Here is a 20074-nt window from a genome sequence, read left to right as displayed (position 1 = left end):
ATCGCTAGCCTGGGGGGATGCATCCGACGGCCTCCGATCTGCTGACCCGCGCGGTCGGTGATCTCGCCGGAGCGCCGACGGAGGGGCTGGGTGAGGAGCGCCGATCGCGCTGGCGCGGGCACCGCATCGTCCGCGTGGGAGAGGCCTGGCACCTCGGCGTGCTGTTGCTGACCGAGACCCAGGCGTTGGCGACAGCCGAGGTGCTGCGGGCCGCCGACCCCGGCCGCCGCGGCTACACCGCCGAGTCGGCGCGCGAGCGCGCAGCACGACGGGCGTTGGCGCTCAAGGGCGGCTTCGACGAGGGCGACGTGGTGCACGTCGGCTGGAGCATGATCGACGTGCAGGCGGTCGATGCCGGCGGAGCATCCGGACCGCTCGCCTCGGTCGACGGCGTGCCCTCGGTGCGGTGGAGCGCCGCCGGCGGGTACATGCCGCTCGAGACGTACCTGCGCGAGCGGGTGGAGCTGCTGCGGGCGGCATCCGCCTGAGGGGACGCGCTGACGACACGGGGCGGGCGCGGCGGGTGGGTGGCCGCGGCGGGTCGGCGGGCGCGGGCGGGCGGGGACCGGTTCAGACGAAGGTGTCGGCGAAGCGTCGGAGCAGAGCGGCGCCCTCGGTGACGGATGCCGAGAGCACCTGTCCCTGCACGAGGTCGAACTCCTCCGGGTCGAAGTAGCCGGTCGTGCGATAGAACGTCATGCGGTCGGCGAAGTCGCGCGGCGTGGGCTCGGGGTGGAACTGCGCCGTGTAGAGGTGTGTCCCGACGCGGTACGCCTGCACGGGGCAGACGTCGTTCGTCGCGAGCAGCGTCGCTCCCGGGGGCGTCGCGACGGCGCCCTCCTTGTGCGCGGTGAACACCGTGAGCGCGGGACCGCTCGGACCGAACACGGGGTCGGATGCCCCCGCCTCCGTCGTGCGGATCACGGTCGCGCTCGCCGACTCCGGGGTGTCGGTGCCGACCTGGCCTCCGAGCATCCGGGTGACGACGCCGATGCTGAAGCAGGTGAAGAAGCCGGCGATGAGGCCCTCCGCCGCCTGACCCGCGAAGGTCTCGAGATCGGCTTCGACCCGCTGCTGCAGGGGTGATTTCGCCGGATCGGTGACGTTGAAGGGCGAACCGCCCACCACGATCCCGCGGTACCCCTCGAGGCGCCCGCGATCGAGGGGCTCCTCGAGCAGATCGAGGCGATCGACCACGTCCACGCCGAGCGCGCGCCGGAACGAGGCGTGCTCGGCATCGGCGGCACCCGTCTCGGGGCGCACGCAGACGTAGAGAAGCGAGGGCATCCGAGAATTCTAACGAGAATGCGCGGCCTGCCCGCGCCGGTGACTCAGCGTGACGAGTGCGCGGTGCGCCCGCGCACGATGCCGACGAAGGTCTCGACGTCGGGGGTCGTGTGCTCGCGCCGCCAGGCGAGGGCCACCGTCGAGGTCGGGCCGTCGACGAGCGGACGCCAGTCGACGTCCTTGCGGTGGTGCAGCCGGGCGAGCGACATCGGCACGACCACCGCCCCCGTTCCCGTGGCGACCGTGGCGACGGCGTCGGCGACGGAGAGGGCACCGAACCGCGGCGCGACGGCATCCGGCACGACGAACCCGGCGAGGGGGTCGTCGCTCAGCGTGAGCACGACCTCTCCCGCGAGATCGGCGAGGGTCAACTCATCGGCCGCGAGGAGATGCGACTCGACCGAGGCCACCACCACGGGCACCTCGTCGTACAACGCGATGATGTGGAGCTCGTCGTCGGGACGCCCGGTGGGCATGCCGAGCGGCAACCGCACGAGAGCGGCGTCGAGCTCGTCGATCGCGGCTCGCTGATCGCCGATCTCGATGCGGACGAGCTCGAACGGCACCTGGGGCATCCGCTGCTTCCAGCGATCGATCCACGTGCCGGGAGTCGCCCCCGCGACCGCCCCGAGGCGGAAGGTGCGCGGCTCGTCGGCGGCGATCGGGGTTGCCGCTTTCTCCGACGCGGCTCGCGTCGATGCGTCGGACGGGCCGTTCTTCGGGGGACGCTTCGCTGCCGCGCCCTTCGCTGTCGCGCCCTTCGCTCCCGCGCCCATCTGCGGGGTCGTGCGCTTCGGTGTCGGCTTGTGCGGTCGCCGCGCCGGTCGCTTGCCCTGGGTCGCCATGCTCCCCAGGGTATCCGGCGGCGCGCTCACCGCCGGCGGCCGGTGCGTTCGGGTACGCACCATGACGGCTCGTCGGGTCAGGCGGCGAGCCAGAGCCCCTTGCGGTCGGTGGCGACGGTGCGGCCGGCGGCCACCGTCTCGTCGTCGCCGATGCGCGCGCCGCGCACGATGCGGGCCCCGGCACCGATCTCGGTGCGGACGCCGATGTGCGCGCCGTCGCCGACGGCAGCACCCTCACCGATGTGCGCGTGCGCGTCGATGTGCGCGTTGTCGCCGATCACGGCATCCGGTTCGATCCATGCGCCGCGCGCGATGGTGGCGCCGGCGCCGATGCGCGCGCCGGGTTCGATGTACGCGCCCGCCTCGACGAGAGCCCTCGGATGGACCTTCGCGCCGTGCGCGACGAGACCACGACCGTTGGCGTGCTTGCGGTAGCGCAGCGTGTCGCCTCGGTCGTTCTCGATGTCGACGTAGTTCTTACCCACGATTCCTCCCGTGTTCCGGGGTTTTCCCCGTGTCAGGAATAACCATGAGTCGAAGGTTTTCATTCCCTCGGATGGATCCCGTTCACCGCTGGCACACCGGGCACCAGAAGGTGATCCTCTCGCGGGTCGGGTCTGCGCCGAGAGACCCTTGACGGATGGGGGTTCCGCACCGTCGGCACGGCTTTCCTGCACGGCCGTACACCCACGAACCCTGCCCGGGGCGGTCGATGCCCGTGAACGTGCGGTTGCGTCGGTCGCGGTTCATGCGGATGGTGCGCACGCCGAGGTCGAGCAGGGCGGCGAGGTCGACCTCGGGCGCGGGAGTGGTCGGCAGCACCCCGCGCAGGAACAGCAGTTCGGCGATGTAGTGGTTGCCGAAACCGGCGACGTTGCGCTGATCGAGGAACGCGACATGAATGCTGCGGCTGTCGGCCGCGAGCCGGCGCAGCACCTCGGCCGGGTCCCAATCGTCGGCGAGGGGGTCGGGGCCCAGGTAGCCGACGAGCTCCTCTTCGTCGCGCGTGGGGACCAGCTCGATCTCGGCGATGTCGACGCCGACGGCCTCGCGCGCGGCGGTGCCGACGATCGCCCGCACCTTGAAGGCGGGGTGGCGCCAGCGTTCACCGGCTCGATACGTGAACCAGGCTCCGTCCATGCGCAGGTGCGAGTGCAGCGTGCTGTCGCCGATCCGCAGCAGCAGGTGCTTGCCGCGGGGCACGCACCCGTGGATCGTCTGACCGGTGAGGTCGGCGGTGGCGAAGCGCGGCACGCGGAGATCGAAACGGGTGACCACGGCGCCCGCCAGCGCCTCGTCGAGGCGGCGCGCGGTGCGGAAGACGGTATCGCCCTCGGGCATCAGTCGGGCCGTCCGGGAACGGGCGGGCGCGGTGCGGGGGGCTGCGGTGCGGGGGGCTGGGGTGCCGGCGGCTGCGGTGCGGGGGGCTGCGGAGCGCGGGGCTGCGGTGCGGGGTGCTGAGTTACCCGGGGCTGCGGGGCGGGCGGCTGCGGGGCGGGCGGCTGCGGGGCGGGCGGCTGCGGTGGGGGGTGGCTGGCGGCGAGGCGACGCTGCATCGTGCGGGCCAGCACGGTCGATCCCACGACGGCCGACGGCATGATCGCGATCGCCCCACCCGGGATGAGGAAGCAGAGCTGCGTCGCGATGCCGAAGCCGAGCACCCGCGCGCGACTGCCGCGGAAGAGGGCCGCGCGGTCGAGCGACGAGAGATCACGGGCGTCGAAGGCGCGTCCGGTGAGTTCGCGCGCCAGCAGACGCCCCGAGAGCACCACGCCGAGCACCGCGCTCGCGATGCCGCCGACGAGCGGCAGGAAACCGACAACGAGAACGATGACGGCGATGACGATGCCGAGCAGCACGAGGCGCACACCCTCGCCGACCGAGGTCCAGAATCCTCCGCCGTCGGCCGGCGGCGGGTCGCCCAGTTCGGTCTCGACGGCGTGCCAGATGCGCTGGTAGAACGGGTCACCGATGGTGAGGGTGAGTGCCGTGAACACGGCGCTGGCCAGCGCCAGCGCGGCCACGATGATCGCGGCGCCGACGACGAGGCGCAGCGAGGTGCGCCACAGTTCGTCCCACCCGTCGGCGAACGGTGTCGCCCATTCGGCGATCGCCGTCATGTTGAAGGCCAGCGGGAGGATCGCCGCCGCCAGGAGCGCCACCGCGATGAGGGCGGGAAGGAGTCCGAGAACCATGAGGCCGGGGCGCACCCGCCAGAAGCGGAACCCGCCGAACAGGAGGCCGACGCCGGTGAAGAACTCGCGGAGCATGGTCTCAGGGTACGGGCGGATCAGGCGGCCTTGCGCAGGGCGTAGCCCCGCGGCGTCGCAACGAAGCCCGCATCTTGCAGGGCGAGGGCGAGGGGTGTGCCGTATACGCCGTCCCCGTCGATCTTCTCGACGGTGAGCGTGTCGAGGCGTCGGGCCCGGGCGGTGGCGGCGAGGTCGGCCGCCGCAGCCATCAGCACGTTCTCGTCGTCGGTGAACGACAGCACCGTGCGGCCTCCCCGTTCGAGGTAGAGGACGAGCGCCCCGTCGACGATCACCACGAGACCTCCCGCCTTGCGTCCCGGGCGGTGCGAGACGCCCTCGCGCTTGGGCCACGCGAGGGCGGCCCCGTACGGATTGGCGGGGTCGGTGGCGGCGAGCGTCACCGCGGTACGAGGGGGAGGATCGGCGAGGCCGGCGAAGCTGCGCAGCCGATCGACCGTGGCGGATGCCGCGAACTGCGCGGCGCCGAGCTTCTCGATCACGTAGCCGCGGCGGCAGTGCCCGGCCTCCTCGAATCCGGCGAGCACGCGATAGGTCTGCGCGAAGCCGCCCGGCACTCCCTCGGCCTGCACCGAGCCCCGTGTCACCACGCCGTACCGGTCGAGCAGGAGTCCGGCCGCGACGGTGGCGCGACGGGCGGCGTCGGTCTCGGCGGTGGGCAGCAGCGACCAGCGCCCGCCGACCGCGGTCGGCCGCGGGGCCGAGCGCGTGAGGGAGACACCGCGGTAGGTGCGGGTGCGTGGAGCGCGGCGCTTCACGCGGTGCGCCTGCGACCCGCCGGCCAGCAGCGAGCGGATGGGCGCGAAGGTGTCGTTCGTCACGTGACCCGACCAGGTCAGGTTCCACAGCGCCTCGAGCACGGACTGCTCGTTCTCGGCGCCCGCCATCTCTTTCAGCTGGGCGGCGAAGTACGCCCCTCCGGCGCCGAGTGCGCCCAGCAGCCGAGCGTCGAGTGAATCCGCCGCGATCTCCGCATCGGGTTCGGGCAGGGTGAAGGGCGCCAGATCCGCGGGGTGCAGCGAGACCCATCCGTCGCGCCCCGGGAGGGTGCCGTGACCCGACCAGATCACCTCGCCAGACGAGGTCAGTTCGTCGAGCATGGCGGGGGAGTAGTCGCGCACGCGGGAGGGCAGTACCAGCGACTCCCAGGCGCTCGCCGGAATCGGCACGCCGGCGAACTGCTCGATCACCGCGAGCACCCCGTCGATGCCCTCGAGGGGACGGTGGATGTGCTGCCAGTCGGGCAGGAACCGGGCGAACGCCTCGGGCGAGACCGGCTCGACGCTGCCCCGGATCGCGGCGAGCGAGCGCATCCGCAGGCGGCGCAGCACCTCGACGTCGCTCCACTCGATGTCGTCCTTCGATGCGCCGCTCCCACCCGCCGCCTCGGGCAGGAAGAAGCCGCTCGTGAGGCGCCCGGTTGTCTCGAGACGCTGCAGCGTGTGGCGGGCCACGGCGGCGCCGATGCCGAACCGGTGGGCGACGGCATCCGTCGTGAAGGGGCCGTGGGTACGGGCATGCCGGGCGACGAGGTCGCCGAGCGGATCGGCCAGCGGTTCGAGGAAAGCGACGGGGATGCCGGTGGGCAGGGCTGCGCCGAGCGCGTCGCGCAGGCGACCGGCGTCTTCGATCGCCGCGATGCGCACGACTCCGGCGATGGTCACCGGAATGGCGCGGCGGGCCTGCACCAGCGCCTCGAGGTGCGCGGCCGCCGCGTCGAGCAGGGCGGGCGACGGCGCGGGGGTCGGGGTCGCGACGGCATCCGATCCGCGAACGCCGTTCCCGGCCGGCTCGCCGTCGGCCGCCTCGCCGTTTGTCTCCTCGCCTTCGGCCGCTCCGCTTTCGGCCGCCTCGGCCGTCTCGCTCTCGGTGGTCTCGCTCTGGGCCGCCTCACCCTCGGGTGCGAGGCGCGCGGCGACCTCGGCGGCATCGAGGGGCCCGAGCAGGCGCAGGAGGTCGGCGACGCCCTCGAGTCCCCGCGCTCGGCGCTCGGGGTCGAGGCGCTGGGCCTCCCGCTCGAACTGCGCGATGACCGCAGGGTCGAGCAACTCACGCAGTTCGACGGTGCCGAGCAGTTCGCCCAGCAGTGCGGGGTCGACCGACAGTGCGGCCGCCCGACGTTCGGCGAGCGGGGAGTCGCCCTCGTACATGAAGGCGCCGACGTACCCGAACAGCAGATCGCGCGCGAACGGCGACGGCTGCGAGGGCTGCGTCTCAACGAGACGGATGCGGCGGTCGGCGATCGACGTCGCGAGACGTCGCAGCGCCGGCAGGTCGTAGACGTCTTGCAGGACCTCGCGGAGCGTCTCGAGGATGATCGGGAAGGTCGGATGCCGCCGGGCCACCTCGAGCAGCTGCGCCGAGCGCTGCCGCTGCTGCCAGAGCGGGGTGCGGCGGTTCGGATTCGTGCGGGGCATGAGCAGCGCCCGCGCGGCGCACTCGCGGAACCGGGAGGCGAACAGCGCGGACCCTCCCACCTCTTCGGTGACGAGGTGTTCGAGCTCTTCGGGTTCGAAGACGAAGAGCTCCGCGCCCGGAGGTTCGGCATCGGCGTCGGGGATGCGCACGATGATCCCGTCGTCGCTCGCGACGGCCGACCCCTCGACACCGAGGCGTTCGCGGACGCGTGCGTTGATGGCCAGCGCCCACGGCGCGTGCACCTTCATGCCGTACGGGGAATGGAGGATGACGCGCCAGTCGCCCACCTCGTCGCGCCCGCGTTCCACCGTGAGCGTTCGATCGGTGGGCAGGGTGCCCGTGGCCTCCTGCTGCTCCGAGAGGTGGGCGAGAAGGTTGGCCCTCGCCTGCTCGTCGAGGCCCGCGTCGATGAGCCGCTGTGCGGCCTTCGCGGGGGTCGCCGACGAGACCTCGCGCGAGAACGCGCCCAGGGCCTCGCCGAGCTCGAACGGTCGGCCGATGCCGTCACCGTGCCAGAAGGGCACCTTGCCGGGTTGGCCGTACGCCGGGATCACGTTCACGCGATCGTGCGTGATCTCGGCGATGCGCCAGCTCGTGGTGCCGAGGGTGAACACGTCGCCGACCCGCGACTCGTACACCATCTCTTCGTCGAGCTCACCGACGCGCGCTCCGGTGGACTCGCCCGCGACGAACACCCCGAACAGTCCGCGGTCGGGGATCGTGCCGCCGCTGGTGACGGCGATGCGCTGAGCCCCGGGTCGCCCGGTCAGCGTGCCCGCGTCGCGATCCCACACCAGGCGTGGACGCAGCTCGGCGAACTCGTCGGAGGGGAAGCGGCCGGCGAGCAGGTCGAGGGTGGCCTCGTACGCGGAGCGCGGCAGGGTCTGGAACGGAGCGGACCGCCGCACGGTCTCGAACCACTCCTCGACGCTGATGGCCCCGAGTGCGCTCGCCGCGACCGTCTGCTGGGCGAGGATGTCGAGCGGATTGCGGGGCACCTGGATGGCCTCGATGCGGCCCGCGAGCATCCGCTCGGTGACGATCGCGGTGTGCAGCACGTCACCGCGATGCTTCGGGAACAGCGCCGCTCGGCTGATCTCGCCGACCTGGTGTCCCGCGCGGCCGACGCGCTGCAGACCCGAGGCGGCCGACGGCGGGGCTTCGACCTGGATCACCAGGTCGACCGCGCCCATGTCGATGCCGAGCTCGAGGCTGCTGGTCGCGACCACGCAGCGCAGCACACCCGACTTGAGTTCCTCTTCGACCTGCGCGCGCTGCTCTTTCGAGACCGATCCGTGATGGGCCTTCGCGAGCACGGGGTCGGCGCCTGCCGTGGCGCCGGCCTGCGCCATCATCTGCGCCGGGGGTTTCGCCTGATCGGCGTCGGGGAGCGGCACGCCGATGCGCTCGGCGTAGATCTCGTTCAGCCGGCCGGTGAGCCGCTCGGCGAGGCGGCGCGAGTTGGCGAAGACGATGGTCGAGTTGTTCTGCAGGATGCGGTCGACGATCGCCTCTTCGACGTGCGGCCACACCGACCCGGTCACCTCGGTGTACTCGGCCTCGCCATCGCCGCCCGAGGCCGCGGCGCCCGGCGGAGGCGGCGGGTTGGTCATGTCGTCCATGGGCACGACGACGCCGAGTTCGAAGGTCTTGGAGGCGGGCGGGGCGACGATCTCGACCGGGGCCGCGCCGCCGAGGAAACGCGCGACCTCGTCGATCGGCCGCACCGTGGCCGACAGCCCGATGCGCTGCGCCGCGGTCTCGGCGCCCGCGTCTGCGCGCAGCCGGTCGAGGCGCTCGAGACTCACCGCGAGGTGCGCGCCGCGCTTCGTCGCCGCCACGGCGTGCACCTCGTCGATGATGACGGTGTGCACTCCGCGCAGGGTGTCGCCCGCGCGGCTGGTGAGCATGAGGTACAGCGACTCGGGGGTCGTGATGAGGATGTCGGGCGGGTCGGAGACGAGCTTGCGCCGGTCGCTCGACGTGGTGTCGCCCGACCGCACCCCGACCGTGACGGCGGGAGCGGCGACGCCGAGACGGCGCGCCGACTGCCCGATGCCGACGAGCGGCGAACGGAGGTTGCGTTCGACGTCGACGCCGAGTGCCTTCAGCGGCGAGATGTAGAGGATGCGCGTGCGCGGGGCGTCTTTCGGCGGCGTGCGCTCGGCGGATGCCTCGTCCATGCGTTCGCGGAAGACGCTGTCGATCGCCCAGAGGAAGGCGGAGAGCGTCTTGCCCGAGCCGGTCGGGGCGACGACGAGCGCGTGCCTGCCCGCGGAGATCGCCTCCCAGGCCCCGGTCTGCGCGGGGGTGGGCGCGGAGAACGCCCCCCGGAACCAATCCTGCGTGGCGGGGGTGAAGCGCTCGAGAACGTCACTCATCCCCTCCATCTTGGTCGAGGCCTCCGACATCGGGGGTGCCGTTGTCGGAGGCAGGGCGCATGCTGTATCCATGGCGCACACGACGAACTACGCGGCGACCTTCATCGAGGTCGCCGACGACTGCCCCGCCGCGCACGGCGAGGAGCCGCCCGTCGCTGAGAACCCGTCGATCGCGGCACTGCACTATCGACTCCTCAGCGAGAATCCGTACACCCGCACATCCGACGACGTGGTCTTCGCCACCTACGCGTTGCGCGGCGGCGTCGATGTCGACGACGCCGCCACACGCGAGGAGTTCTTCTCGGTCGGACGCCCGTGCCTGCGCTCCTCGCCGCTCGGCAAGCGCTACGGCTGGGGTCTGCACCACGATGCGCAGGGCCGGGTCGCTCTGGTCGCGCGCGACTCCGAGGAGTACGCGCGGCTCGCCGCCGACCCCGCGCTGCGGCATACGCGGGCGATGCGCAACAAGCGCGCCTGACGCGGGCGCGGGCCGGTCGGCCCGCTCACACCTCTCGCACGCCCTCCGGGTCGATCTCGAGGCGCAGGTCGAGGTCGAGCCGGTCGAGGAAGGCGTCGTCGTGGCTCACCACCAGCACCGCGCCGCGATAGGCGGTGAGCGCGGCCACGAGCTGGTCGACCGTGTCGAGGTCGAGGTTGTTCGTCGGCTCGTCGAGCAGCACCAACTGCGGTGCCGGGTCGGCCAGCAGCAGCGCGGCCAACGCGACACGGAACCGCTCGCCGCCCGAGAGCGCCGAGACCGGCCGATCGACGGCTCCGCCGCGGATGAGGAACCGAGCGAGCCGGTTGCGCAGTTCCTTCTCCGGAACCCGTGGCGCCACCTCCCGCACGTTGTCGAGCACGGATCGCGCGTCGTCGAGCCCGTCGACCCGCTGCGGCAGGTAGCCGACGTGCTCCACATGCAGCTCGCCGGTCGCCGTCGGCGCGCCACAGCTCAGGACACCTGACTCCGCCGCCGCCGCATCCGCCCCCTCCGACCGCAGATCCTCGGCCGGCCTCTGCCGTCCGTCGTCCACGGGTCCTGAGTTGTGGGCGCGGCCGGCGACGAGCCGTTCGAGCAGCGTGGTCTTCCCCGCGCCGTTGCGGCCGATCACCGCGACGCGCTCCGGGCCCTGCACGACCCACGAGCGCTCCCCGTCGCCGACCGTGACGATCCGCCGCGAACGCGTCACTCCGGGGTCGGGCACCTCGATGCTCATCGTGTCGTCGGAGCGCACGCGGCGACCCGCCTCGTCGAGCGCGGCGCGCGCGGCATCCTCCTTCGCACCGACCTCGGTGCGCAACCGGCCCGCCGACACCTCGGCGGCCATCCGGCGTCCGTGCGCGATGATCTTCGGCACGCGCTTCTCGGCCTCGGCCTTCTTCGCCGTGCGGGCGCGGTGCGCCAGCGTGACCTCGGCCTCGATGCGCTGCCGCTTCTCCTTGCGCATGGCCTGCGCGGCATCGCGTTCGGCCTGCCGGGCGGCATCCTGCTCGCCATCCAGCCACGCGCGCCACTCGGAGTACGGGCCGCCGAATACGCTCAGCGTGCTGCCGTACAGTTCGGCCGTCGCATCCATCTGTTCGAGCAGCGACACATCGTGGCTGACCACGATCAGCGTGCCCTTCCACGTCGAGACCAGGCGGGAGAGTGCCGCACGGGCGTCGCGATCGAGGTTGTTCGTCGGTTCGTCGAGCAGGGTGATCGGTGCGCCCCGCAGACGGATGCCGGCGATGGCGACGAGCACCGCCTCGCCGCCCGAGAGCTGCCCGACGCGCCGGTCGAGGAGCGCGGGATCCAGGCCCGCTTCGGCGAGGGATGCCTCGGCTCGCGCCTCGACGTCCCACTGGTCGCCGACCGCGTCGAAGTGCGCCGGATCGACGTCGCCGGCGGCGATCGCGCGCACCGCATCGAGCGGCCCGGCGACCCCGAGCAGGTCGGCGACGCGCCGGTCGACGTCGAGGGTGAGCTGCTGCGGGAGGTACGCGACCTCGCCGTTCGTCGTCACGGTTCCGGATGAGGGGGTCAGGTCACCGGCGATCAGGCGCAGCAGTGTCGACTTGCCGGCACCGTTGCGGCCGACGAGGCCGGTGCGGCCCGCCGTGAATGCGCCCGACACGGCGTCGATCGCGGTCGAGCCGTCGGGCCAGGTGAACGAGAGACGGTCGAGCACGACCGCGGGGGAGGGGGTGGATGACATGGGTGTCTCCTGTCGAGTGCGGGGTGCACTGACGCCGCGCCCGATGCGGCACGCGAGAGAGGTGCGGCGGGGCGGAGGTGGCCGGTGGAGTCGGCGATCGTCGGGTCAGCGCGCGGGAAGAGGAGCGCGGAGGCGACGGATCAGATCAAGGGACTTCCAGACACGGCGGACAGGACGAGACGACGATACCCGGCCCGCGGTACGCCTGCAACCCGGGCGTGTCGCGAGTCTGTCGTACGCGGCCGGGTACCCCGTGTCAGTGCGCGGCGACCCGGTCGAGCCAGTCGGAGAGGAACCGGTGCACGTCGCCGAGCTCCTCCTCGGAGATGCTGTGCGTGAGTCCCATGTAGACGCGTCCCGACAGGTCGGCGTGATCGGGCAGCCACTGCGCGGTGTGGGCGATCAGCGCCGGCGGGATCACGTCGTCGGCCGAACCGCGCCCCCAGAACACCGCCGGGCGCGAGGCACGCAGGGTCTCGTCCGCGGGCAGCTCGCCAGGCGTCGCGTACCCGCTCAGCGCGACCACGGCACCGAACCGCTCCGGTGCCAGACGCAGGGCCTGCAGCGAGACGGCGGCCCCCTGCGAGAATCCGAGCAGAGCGACGGAGGGGGCGTCGGCGGCGGCGGTGTCGAGCCACCCCAGCAGGGCACGCGCGGCGGCGGTGACGGCATCCGCGCTCCGTCCGTCGAGGCCCTCGATCGGGTACCAGGAGCGACCGGGCGTGGGGAAGGGCGGTGCGAGGGGAGCGGCGACGGATGCCACGGCGATGCCGTCCGGCAGGTATCCGGCGAGGCCGAGGAGGTCGTGCTCGTCGGCGCCGTAGCCGTGCAGCAGCACGAGAAGTGGACGCCCCTCCCGGTCGCCGGGTGCCCAGAGGGTGGCGGAGTCGTCGATCATCAGCTCGTCGCGCATCCTCCCATGCTGGTACAAAAGAGGGATGGCGGTGCGCACACCTGATCCCGACCCCGAGCCCGACGACGGCATGGGCGCGTTCGGCGGCGGGCAACCGCCGGCTCCCGACGCGAACCCCGGATGGCTGAGCGACATCGAGCTCGAAGAGGCCCGTCGACATCTTCCGATGCTCTACGTCGAGGCGATCCCGGTGCGCACCGACGGCTCGGGGCAGGTGACCGAGATCGGCATCCTGCTGCGCTCCACGCCCCTGGGCGAGATCACCCGCACGATCGTGTCGGGGCGCGTGCGGTTCGGCGAGACCATCCGCGACGCCCTGTTCCGCCACGTCGAGAACGACCTCGGTCCGATGGCGTTCCCGCTGCTGCCGCCGCAGCCCCTGCCGTTCACGGTGGCCGAGTACTTCCCGATCCCCGGGGTGAGCGCGTACCACGACGACCGTCAGCACGCGGTGTCGCTGGCCTACGTCGTGCCCGTGACGGGCACGTGCGAGCCGCGGCAGGACGCGCTGGAGGTCACCTGGTTCTCCCCCGAGGCCGCCGGCTCCGACGCGGTGTGGGCCGAGATGGAGGGCGGCCGCGGCACGCTTATCCGGCAGGCGCTCGCGCACCTCGGCCTGCTGCGCTGAGGCGCGGCCCCGTCAGGGACCGGCTTGCTGCGCTGAGGCGCGGCCCGCCCGGGACCGGCTGCGGCGTCGAGGCGCCGCGCGCCCGTCAGGACGTGAGGCGCGAGAGCTCGGCGACGAACGCGTCGACGTCGTCCTCGTGGGTGTCGAAGGAGCACATCCAGCGCACCTCGTTGCGCGCCGCGTCCCAGTCGTAGAACCGGAACGACTCGCGCAGGCGGTCGGCGACGCCGTCCGGGACGGTGGCGAACACGCCGTTGGCCTGGGTGGGCTGGGTGAACGAGACGCCGGTGATCGTGCCGGCGGCGATGCCCCGCTCGATCTCACCGCGCAGACGCGCGGCCATCGCGTTGGCGTGCCGGGCGTTGCGCAGCCAGAGGTCGCCCTCGAGCAGCGCCAAGAGCTGTGCGGACACGAAGCGCATCTTCGACGACAGCTGCATGTTGAACTTGCGCGAGTACACGAGCCCGTCGGATGCCTCGGGGTTCAGCACCACGACCGCCTCGCCGAGCATGGCGCCGTTCTTCGTGCCGCCGAAGCTGAGCACGTCGACGTCGGCGTCGCGGGTGAACGCGGCGAACGGCACATCGAGGGCCGCGGCCGCGTTCGACAGGCGCGCGCCGTCCATGTGCAGCTTCATGCCGTGACCGTGCGCGTGGTCGGCGATCGTGCGCACCTCGTCGGGCGTGTACAGGGTGCCCAGCTCGGTCGACTGGGTGATCGACACGACGAGCGGCTGTGCGCGGTGCTCGTCGCCCCAGCCCCAGGCCTCGCGGTCGATCAGCTCGGGGGTCAGCTTGCCGTCGTCGGTGGGCACGGTGAGCAGCTTGAAGCCGCCGATCTTCTCGGGGGCGCCGCCCTCGTCGACGTTGATGTGGGCGGTGGAGGCGGCGATGACCGCGCCCCAGCGCGGCAGCATCGACTGCAGCCCGGTGACGTTGGCGCCGGTGCCGTTGAAGACCGGGAACGCCTCGGATGCCTCGCCGAAGTGCGCACGCACGACCTCCTGCAGGCGCGCCGTGTACACGTCGCTTCCGTAGGCGCCCTGGTGGCCGTCGTTGGCCTCGGCGATGGCCGCGAGGACCTCGGGGTGGATGCCGGAGTAGTTGTCGCTGGCGAAGCCCCGCACCGCGGGGTCATGCTGAATCGTCACCGATCCAGCCTAGTCGGGCGGCACCCCCGGCGACGCGAAGTGCCCCTGTCCGATGTCGGTGGTCGGACGTACCCTCGATCCATGCAGAGGACCGTGGAGAGCAGGGCGTTCCTGAACGTGCTCGTGAACACGCTGATCGCGAACGTGACGACCAGCTTCCTCTGGTTCGCGCTCACTTTCTGGGTCTACATCGAGACGCAGTCGGTGCTCGCGACCGGGGTCATCGGCGGCGCCTACATGCTGTTCGTCGCCTTCTTCGCCATGCTGTTCGGTACGATCGTCGACCGCCACCGCAAGCACGCGGTCATGCTGCTGTCCAGCGTGATCTCCGCGGTGGCCTTCCTCGCCGCTGGCGTGCTGTATCTCGCGCAGCCGGAGTCGGCCCTCCTCGACCTCGGCGGGCCGTGGTTCTGGCTCTTCTCCGCCGTCATCCTCTTCGGCGGCGTGATCGAGCAGTTGCGCAACATCGCGCTGTCCACGACGGTGACGCTGCTCGTGCCCGAGGAACGGCGCGCGAACGCGAACGGCCTGGTCGGCACGGTGCAGGGCATCGCCTTCCTCATCACCAGCGTCTTCTCCGGACTGTCCATCGGCTTCCTCGGCATGGGGTGGACACTGGCGATCGCGATCGCCGCGATGGCGGTGACGTTCGTGCATCTGCTCTTCATCCGCATCCCCGAGGGCGACCCGCAGGTCGACGCCGAGGCGAAGGGTGCGCTCGACTTCGGCGGCAGCGTCCGCGCCATCCGCCTGGCCCCCGGCCTCTTCGCGCTGATCGTCTTCTCGACGTTCAACAACCTCATCGGCGGGGTCTACATGGCCCTGATGGACCCGTACGGGCTCACGCTCTTCGACGCGCAGACCTGGGGTTTCGCGCTGGCGTTCGCCTCGACCGGCTTCCTGATCGGCGGCGGGCTCGTGGCGAAGTTCGGGCTGGGGGTGAAGCCCGTGCGCACCATGCTGCTCGTCGTGATCGCGATGGGGGTGCTCGGTGCGGTGTTCATGCTGCGCGAGTGGTGGTGGCTGTACGTGCTGGGCATGTGGGTCTACATGGCCCTGGTGCCGCCCGTCGAAGCGGCCGAGCAGACGGTCATCCAGAAGGTGGTGCCGTTCGAGAGGCAGGGCCGGGTGTTCGGAGTCGCGGCCGCGATGGAAGCCGCGGCCGCGCCGATCACCGCGTTCCTCATCGCGCCGATCGCCGAGTTCCTCATCATCCCGTTCATGGAGAGCCGCGAGGGGCAGCGCCAGTGGGGATGGCTGCTCGGCGACGGCGACGCCCGCGGCATCGCGTTGGTGTGCCTGTTCGCCGGGCTCATCATGGTGGTGGCGGGCACGCTCGCGTTCTTCACGAAGTCGTACCGCACCCTCACGCAGCTGTATGCCGAGGCGCCCGAGCAGAACATCGCCGCCGAGAACTCCGACCCGCACGCGCCGGCGGCCCCGGAGCGGAGTGCGCCGGATGCGCCCCCGATCGTTCCCGGCGCCTCGCAGCTCTGAGCGGTTCCCGCCAGCGGCCCCGAGACACCACATCGACCGCGAGACATCCCGCCGCCCGTGGTGTCTCACGGCGCGCGTGGTGTCTCGCGGCGGATGGCGCCGCCGACCGCGCGGCTCCGGCGGTCAGTCCAGGTCGATGACGCGGTCGTTCAGCGCCGCCGCGCCGAGGTCCGAGGTCTCGTCGTCCCACAGGCGCAGCAGGTGCGCGGCGAGCAGGTCGGGGTCGAGTGCCTTCGCACGGAACACCACGGATGCTGCGCGCAGTGGCTCCCCGGCCTCGCGCGCGGCCTTGGCCCACCCCTGGGCGACGGCGCGCGTCCATGCCTCGCTCGCCGCCTTCACCGCGGCGTAGTTCGCCCCTCCGGCGAGCGGTCGGCCGACCGCGGTCGACGAGACGATCGCGAAGCGCCCGGCCTCCGCCCCACGCAGCGCACCGTCGAACGCGCGGCTGGTCGCCCGCACCGCCTCCAGGGCGGGGAGGAGGGCATGGAAGTCCTCGTCGGATTGGCCTGCGAGCCCTCCGCCCCCGCGCCAGCCGCCGACCAGCGGCACGACGGCATCCACCGGCACGCCCGCCTCCGCGAGACGCGCCGCGAGCGCCGTCATGTCGGCGAGCGACGTGGCATCGGCGACCTCGACGCGCGCCCCGGCGTCGGCCAGCGCGGCCAGGCGCTCCAAAGACCGACCGGTCGCGACGACACTCCACCCCGCCGACAGCAGGGCGCGAGCCACCGCATGGCCCGCCGTGCTGGAGGCGCCCGCGAGAACGACCGTCTTCATACTCACCTCTCGTGGCGTGCCGTCGCTCCTACGGCCGGATCAGCGGGCGTCCGCCCGGCGCGTCCGGCCGCAGGAGCACGAACCGCTCTGTTCAGTCGTCGGTGCCGCGGATGCCGACGGTCGACTCGATGACGGTCTTCATCTTCTTGTCGAGCGCCTCGAAGAACATCGACAGCGGGAACTCGTCGTCGAGCACGGCGTCGGTGTAGCCCTTCGGCGCCCCCGCGAGGATCTCGTCGGACAGGCCACGGGCCCACTGCGAGGCCGGGTGGGGGGTGAGCACCGAGCGCACGAGGTCGTACGCGGCGAGCCAGTGCGCCGTCTTCGGGCGGTCGATCGAACGCCAGTACAGGTCGTCGATCGCATCGCCGAGCGCGACCACCGCGTCGGGCACCGCGTCCCAATCGAAGGCGAGGGCGGTGTCCGTCCAGTGCAGCACGCCGCGCTGGTGCAGCCAGGCGAACAGCAGCTGACCGCCGAGGCCGTCGTAGTTGCGCACGCGCGACCCGGTGATCGCGAAGCGGAAGATACGGTCGAAGATCACCGCGTACTGCACGAGCGGCGCGTGGGCGAGCATGTCCTGCTCGGTCTCGAGCAGCTCCTCACCGGCGTCGACGCGCGCGGTGAGGCCGCGCTGGATCTTGACCGACTCGCGGAACGCGGTCAGGTCGCAGCGCAGCTCTTCGAGCGAGTACAGGAAGAACGGCATCCGCTGCTTGATCATGAACGGGTCGAACGGCAGGTCGCCACGCATGTGCGTGCGGTCGTGGATGATGTCCCACATCACGAAGGCGCGCTCGGTGAGCGCCTGGTCGTCGAGCATCTCGGCGGCGCGCTCCGGCAGCTCGAGCTTGGTGATCTCGGCGGCGGCACGCGTGACGCGGCGGTAACGGGCGGCCTCGCGGTCCTGGAAGATCGCGCCCCACGTGAACGAGGGGATCTCGCGCATCGCGACGGTCTCGGGGAACAGCACGGCCGAGTTGGTGTCGTAGCCGGGGGTGAAGTCGACCAGACGCAGCGAGACGAACAGCTTGTTGCCGTAGTCGCCGGCCTCGAGGGCGCCGATGAACTCGGGCCAGATCGTCTCGACGATGAGCGCCTCGACGAGGCGGTCGCTCGACCCGTTCTGCGTGTACATCGGGAACACGACGAGGTGGCGGATGCCGTCGACGCGGTGCTCCTGCGGCTGGAACGCGACGAGCGAGTCGAGGAAGTCGGGGACGCCGAAGCCTTCCGCAGCCCAGCGGTCGAAGTCGACGACCGAGGCGGCGAGGTATGCCGCATCGTGCGGGAAGGCGGGGGCGAGCGCGCGAATGCCGGCGGTGATCGCTGCGACGAGGTCGCGCGCGGCCGCGTGATGGGCGGCGTCGGGGATCGAGCCGTCCTTGATCTGGAACTCGCGGATCGCGGTGGCGGCTTCCTTGAGCTGCGCCCAGGCGGCGGAGGTCTCGGCGGTGGCAGCGTCCTCGACGACCTCGGGTTCGCCGACGATGGCCGAAGCTGCAGAGCTGTGGGCGGAAATGATGGACATCGGGACCTCCTATCGAGGAAATTGCCGGAAACTTTCCGGTCAATACGGAAAGCAAACGATATTCTTACACGTATGGATGACGCTGTCGACCGCCAGATCCTCGCCGAGATCACCCGCGACGGGCGCGCGACGCTCGCCCACCTGTCGGATGCCGTCGGCCTCTCGGTCTCGGCCGTGCAGTCGCGGCTGCGCAAGCTCGAGACGCGCGGCGTCGTGACGGGCTACCGTGCCCTCCTCGACCCCGAGCAGGTGGGCACCCCGCTGTCGGCGTTCATCGAGATCACCCCGCTCGACCCCGCGCAGCCCGACATCGCGCCCGAGCAGCTGCAGCACCTCAGCGCGATCGAGGCCTGCCACTCGATCGCGGGCGATGCCAGCTACATGCTCTTCGTGCGCGTCGCGTCGCCGCGGGCGCTCGAAGATCTCGTGCGCGACATCCGTACCGCGGCATCCGTGAACACCCGCACCACTGTGGTTCTGCAGACCTACTACGAGAACCGCCCCGTCCTTCCCGACGCCGCGCCTGCGCACTAGAGTTCTGCCATGTCGTTCCAGGCCTATCTCGACAAGATCGAGGCGCAGACCGGGCTCACGCCCCGGCAGTTCATCGAGTTGGCGGCGCAGCAGGGCTTCGACGAGTCGACGAAGGCCACACCGGTGCTGAACTGGTTGAAGCAGGAGTACGGGCTCGGACACGGGCACGCGCAGGCGATGGTGCACGTCATCCTCAAGGGGCCGAAGATCGACCCGAAGCATGTGGGGAAGGGCGGAGCGCACGGCGACAAGAGCGACACGCTCTGGCTCGACGGCAAGGATTCCAACCCGGACGCCTGACGCCGGGCCGCATCGACGGCACGACTAGGATTCCCTGCGTGGCAGCATCCTCGAAGCGCAAGAAGTCCGCACCCGGCGTGAGCGGCAATCCGGCCCGACGGGCGAGCGGTCCGAACCGCGGAACCGTGGTCGTGTCGAAGCCCGTGACCCTGGGCGACTGGATCGGCGCCGCCCGTCTGCGCACCCTGCCGCTCGCGATCGCTCCGGTGCTCATCGGCACCGGTGCCGCGCGCAGCACCGGCCCCGAGTTCCACTGGGTGATCGCGCTGTTCTGCCTCGCCGTCGCCGTGCTGCTGCAGATCGGGGTCAACTTCACCAACGACTACAGCGACGGGGTGCGCGGCACCGATGCCGTGCGCGTCGGACCCGCCCGCCTCACCGCCTCCGGACGGGTGAAGGCCCGAACGGTGCTGATCGTCGGACTGGCGTTCTTCGCCCTCGCCGGCCTCGCGGGCCTGGCGATCGTGGTGCGCACGCAGCAGTGGTGGATGCTCGCGGTCGGCGCCGCCTGCATCGTCGCCGCCTGGTTCTACACCGGCGGCAAGCGCCCCTATGGATACGCGGGCCTCGGCGAGGTGTTCGTGTTCGTGTTCTTCGGACTCGTCGCCACCCTCGGTACGACCTGGGTGCAGATCTTCGCCTTGCCGCAGCAGGCCTGGCTCGGCGCGATCGCGGCGGGTCTGTTCGCCTGCGCGGTGCTGCTCGCCAACAACCTGCGGGATATCGACCAGGATCGTCGCGTGGGCAAGCGCACGCTCACCGTGCTCATCGGCCGCCGGGCCACGAAGATCCTGTTCACGATCTTCGTGCTCGTGCCGTTCGGCATCGCCGCGGTCCTCGCGCTGCTGTTCCCGATCGCGTGGCTGTCGCTGCTCGCGCTCCTCGCCGGCCTCCCGGCGATCCTCATCGTGTGGACCTACCGTCAGCCGAAGGAGCTCGTCGTGGCACTCGCGCTGACGTCGCTCACGTCGCTGCTGTACGCCGGCGCCCTGTTCTGGGCGTTCGTGGGCTGAGGCTTCGTACGGCGGTCAGCTACCGCGGTCAGCTACGGCGTTCGTCGCCCTCGGCGTCTTCGACCGCGGCGTCCTCGGCGGCGGCGTCGTCCTGGCGGGGGGAGCGCGCGGCCCGACGTTCGGCGAGCGCCGCTGATGCCTCGCTGAGCGGTCGCCGTAGGAACAGCATCGAGATGCTCGTGCCGATCAGGGCCGCGAAGATCGCCGCGAGCCACCAGAACTCCCGGAAGATCGGGAAGAACAGCCAGAGGATCGCGAGCGGCACGAGGAACGCGAGCAACCGCAGCACGGTGTAGACGAAGAAAGGCGCGGGCTTCACCCTCCGATTC

The 20074-nt window shown here is 71.6% G+C and carries 19 protein-coding genes; 7 read left to right on the top strand and 12 right to left on the bottom strand.

What is annotated here, in order from left to right:
• Positions 1-17 precede the first annotated feature (17 nt).
• The gene (locus RWS82_RS15070) at positions 18-488 is read left to right on the top strand and encodes a glutaminase (protein ID WP_314651763.1); all 471 of its coding nucleotides are present in this window, start codon (positions 18-20) and stop codon (positions 486-488) included.
• An 82-nt stretch (positions 489-570) separates the two neighbouring features.
• On the opposite strand, the gene RWS82_RS15065 is transcribed toward RWS82_RS15070, so the two are convergent.
• From RWS82_RS15065 to RWS82_RS15040, 6 genes are all read right to left on the bottom strand, one after another.
• On the bottom strand, positions 571-1287 hold the full coding sequence (locus tag RWS82_RS15065) for a glutamine amidotransferase-related protein (protein ID WP_314651762.1): 717 nt from the start codon (positions 1285-1287) through the stop codon (positions 571-573).
• Positions 1288-1331: 44 nt separating this feature from the next.
• Entirely contained in the window at positions 1332-2132 is an 801-nt protein-coding gene (locus RWS82_RS15060; RefSeq protein ID WP_314651761.1) for a LysR substrate-binding domain-containing protein, read from the bottom strand.
• 77 nt (positions 2133-2209) lie between these two features.
• Positions 2210-2617: a transferase gene (locus RWS82_RS15055; protein ID WP_314651760.1), complete on the bottom strand. Its 408-nt coding sequence runs from the start codon at positions 2615-2617 to the stop codon at positions 2210-2212.
• Between the two features lie 82 nt (positions 2618-2699).
• Positions 2700-3473: a DNA-formamidopyrimidine glycosylase family protein gene (locus RWS82_RS15050; RefSeq protein ID WP_314651759.1), complete on the bottom strand. Its 774-nt coding sequence runs from the start codon at positions 3471-3473 to the stop codon at positions 2700-2702.
• Positions 3473-4402, bottom strand: coding sequence for an EI24 domain-containing protein (locus RWS82_RS15045; protein ID WP_314651758.1), 930 nt, complete (start codon positions 4400-4402; stop codon positions 3473-3475). The genes RWS82_RS15050 and RWS82_RS15045 overlap by 1 nt, the downstream gene beginning before the upstream one ends.
• A 20-nt stretch (positions 4403-4422) precedes the next feature.
• Positions 4423-9201 (bottom strand): DEAD/DEAH box helicase, encoded by a 4779-nt coding sequence (locus RWS82_RS15040; protein ID WP_314651757.1) that lies wholly within the window; start codon positions 9199-9201, stop codon positions 4423-4425.
• A 70-nt stretch (positions 9202-9271) separates the two neighbouring features.
• On the opposite strand from RWS82_RS15040, the gene RWS82_RS15035 reads away from it, so the two are divergent.
• Entirely contained in the window at positions 9272-9679 is a 408-nt protein-coding gene (locus RWS82_RS15035; protein ID WP_314651756.1) for a DUF6157 family protein, read from the top strand.
• 25 nt (positions 9680-9704) lie between these two features.
• On the opposite strand, the gene RWS82_RS15030 is transcribed toward RWS82_RS15035, so the two are convergent.
• Together RWS82_RS15030 and RWS82_RS15025 are read right to left on the bottom strand one after the other, a co-directional pair.
• Positions 9705-11399 (bottom strand): ATP-binding cassette domain-containing protein, encoded by a 1695-nt coding sequence (locus tag RWS82_RS15030; RefSeq protein WP_314651755.1) that lies wholly within the window; start codon positions 11397-11399, stop codon positions 9705-9707.
• Between the two features lie 256 nt (positions 11400-11655).
• Complete coding sequence (locus RWS82_RS15025) at positions 11656-12312, bottom strand: alpha/beta hydrolase-fold protein (RefSeq protein WP_314651753.1); 657 nt, start codon at positions 12310-12312, stop codon at positions 11656-11658.
• Between the two features lie 25 nt (positions 12313-12337).
• Between RWS82_RS15025 and RWS82_RS15020 the strand changes: the two genes are divergently transcribed.
• The gene (locus RWS82_RS15020) at positions 12338-12940 is read left to right on the top strand and encodes an NUDIX hydrolase family protein (RefSeq protein ID WP_314651752.1); all 603 of its coding nucleotides are present in this window, start codon (positions 12338-12340) and stop codon (positions 12938-12940) included.
• An 85-nt stretch (positions 12941-13025) separates the two neighbouring features.
• Here the strand turns inward: RWS82_RS15020 and RWS82_RS15015 are convergent, their stop codons facing one another.
• Positions 13026-14090: a low specificity L-threonine aldolase gene (locus tag RWS82_RS15015; protein ID WP_314651750.1), complete on the bottom strand. Its 1065-nt coding sequence runs from the start codon at positions 14088-14090 to the stop codon at positions 13026-13028.
• Positions 14091-14171: 81 nt separating this feature from the next.
• Between RWS82_RS15015 and RWS82_RS15010 the strand changes: the two genes are divergently transcribed.
• Positions 14172-15587 (top strand): MFS transporter, encoded by a 1416-nt coding sequence (locus RWS82_RS15010; protein ID WP_314651748.1) that lies wholly within the window; start codon positions 14172-14174, stop codon positions 15585-15587.
• Positions 15588-15710: 123 nt separating this feature from the next.
• On the opposite strand, the gene RWS82_RS15005 is transcribed toward RWS82_RS15010, so the two are convergent.
• Both RWS82_RS15005 and RWS82_RS15000 read right to left on the bottom strand, forming a co-directional pair.
• Positions 15711-16367, bottom strand: coding sequence for an SDR family oxidoreductase (locus RWS82_RS15005; RefSeq protein WP_314651746.1), 657 nt, complete (start codon positions 16365-16367; stop codon positions 15711-15713).
• A gap of 91 nt (positions 16368-16458) precedes the next feature.
• Positions 16459-17898 (bottom strand): DUF6421 family protein, encoded by a 1440-nt coding sequence (locus RWS82_RS15000; protein WP_314651744.1) that lies wholly within the window; start codon positions 17896-17898, stop codon positions 16459-16461.
• Between the two features lie 72 nt (positions 17899-17970).
• Here RWS82_RS15000 and RWS82_RS14995 point away from each other — a divergent pair, with 72 nt between their 5' ends.
• From RWS82_RS14995 to RWS82_RS14985, 3 genes are read left to right on the top strand one after another with little or no spacing between them, the layout of a single operon-like run.
• A complete protein-coding gene (locus RWS82_RS14995; RefSeq protein WP_314651743.1) occupies positions 17971-18432 on the top strand; it encodes an Lrp/AsnC family transcriptional regulator in 462 nt (153 codons plus the stop codon).
• A gap of 9 nt (positions 18433-18441) precedes the next feature.
• Positions 18442-18732: a DUF4287 domain-containing protein gene (locus RWS82_RS14990; protein WP_314651742.1), complete on the top strand. Its 291-nt coding sequence runs from the start codon at positions 18442-18444 to the stop codon at positions 18730-18732.
• 38 nt (positions 18733-18770) lie between these two features.
• On the top strand, positions 18771-19745 hold the full coding sequence (locus tag RWS82_RS14985; RefSeq protein ID WP_400190105.1) for a 1,4-dihydroxy-2-naphthoate polyprenyltransferase: 975 nt from the start codon (positions 18771-18773) through the stop codon (positions 19743-19745).
• 28 nt (positions 19746-19773) lie between these two features.
• Here RWS82_RS14985 and RWS82_RS14980 read toward each other — a convergent pair whose 3' ends face one another.
• Positions 19774-20064, bottom strand: coding sequence for a DUF4229 domain-containing protein (locus RWS82_RS14980; protein ID WP_314651741.1), 291 nt, complete (start codon positions 20062-20064; stop codon positions 19774-19776).
• Positions 20065-20074 lie beyond the last annotated feature (10 nt).

This window comes from uncultured Microbacterium sp. (assembly GCF_963528945.1).
Classification (GTDB): domain Bacteria; phylum Actinomycetota; class Actinomycetes; order Actinomycetales; family Microbacteriaceae; genus Microbacterium.
The sequence above is the reverse complement of the archived record's forward strand: the minus strand, read 5'-3'. Positions and strand labels throughout refer to the sequence as shown.

What these genes read in the sequence shown, in the direction of transcription:
- RWS82_RS14995 (WP_314651743.1), top strand. Translation starts at nt 17,971, where the DNA reads ATGGATGACGCTGTCGACCGCCAGATCCTCGCCGAGATCACCCGCGAC.
- RWS82_RS15070 (WP_314651763.1), top strand. Translation starts at nt 18, where the DNA reads ATGCATCCGACGGCCTCCGATCTGCTGACCCGCGCGGTCGGTGATCTC.
- RWS82_RS15020 (WP_314651752.1), top strand. Translation starts at nt 12,338, where the DNA reads ATGGCGGTGCGCACACCTGATCCCGACCCCGAGCCCGACGACGGCATG.
- RWS82_RS15045 (WP_314651758.1), bottom strand. Translation starts at nt 4,402, where the DNA reads ATGCTCCGCGAGTTCTTCACCGGCGTCGGCCTCCTGTTCGGCGGGTTC.
- RWS82_RS15060 (WP_314651761.1), bottom strand. Translation starts at nt 2,132, where the DNA reads ATGGCGACCCAGGGCAAGCGACCGGCGCGGCGACCGCACAAGCCGACA.
- RWS82_RS15010 (WP_314651748.1), top strand. Translation starts at nt 14,172, where the DNA reads ATGCAGAGGACCGTGGAGAGCAGGGCGTTCCTGAACGTGCTCGTGAAC.
- RWS82_RS15030 (WP_314651755.1), bottom strand. Translation starts at nt 11,399, where the DNA reads ATGTCATCCACCCCCTCCCCCGCGGTCGTGCTCGACCGTCTCTCGTTC.
- RWS82_RS15035 (WP_314651756.1), top strand. Translation starts at nt 9,272, where the DNA reads ATGGCGCACACGACGAACTACGCGGCGACCTTCATCGAGGTCGCCGAC.
- RWS82_RS15000 (WP_314651744.1), bottom strand. Translation starts at nt 17,898, where the DNA reads ATGTCCATCATTTCCGCCCACAGCTCTGCAGCTTCGGCCATCGTCGGC.
- RWS82_RS15005 (WP_314651746.1), bottom strand. Translation starts at nt 16,367, where the DNA reads ATGAAGACGGTCGTTCTCGCGGGCGCCTCCAGCACGGCGGGCCATGCG.
- RWS82_RS15040 (WP_314651757.1), bottom strand. Translation starts at nt 9,201, where the DNA reads ATGAGTGACGTTCTCGAGCGCTTCACCCCCGCCACGCAGGATTGGTTC.
- RWS82_RS14990 (WP_314651742.1), top strand. Translation starts at nt 18,442, where the DNA reads ATGTCGTTCCAGGCCTATCTCGACAAGATCGAGGCGCAGACCGGGCTC.
- RWS82_RS15050 (WP_314651759.1), bottom strand. Translation starts at nt 3,473, where the DNA reads ATGCCCGAGGGCGATACCGTCTTCCGCACCGCGCGCCGCCTCGACGAG.
- RWS82_RS15065 (WP_314651762.1), bottom strand. Translation starts at nt 1,287, where the DNA reads ATGCCCTCGCTTCTCTACGTCTGCGTGCGCCCCGAGACGGGTGCCGCC.
- RWS82_RS15025 (WP_314651753.1), bottom strand. Translation starts at nt 12,312, where the DNA reads ATGCGCGACGAGCTGATGATCGACGACTCCGCCACCCTCTGGGCACCC.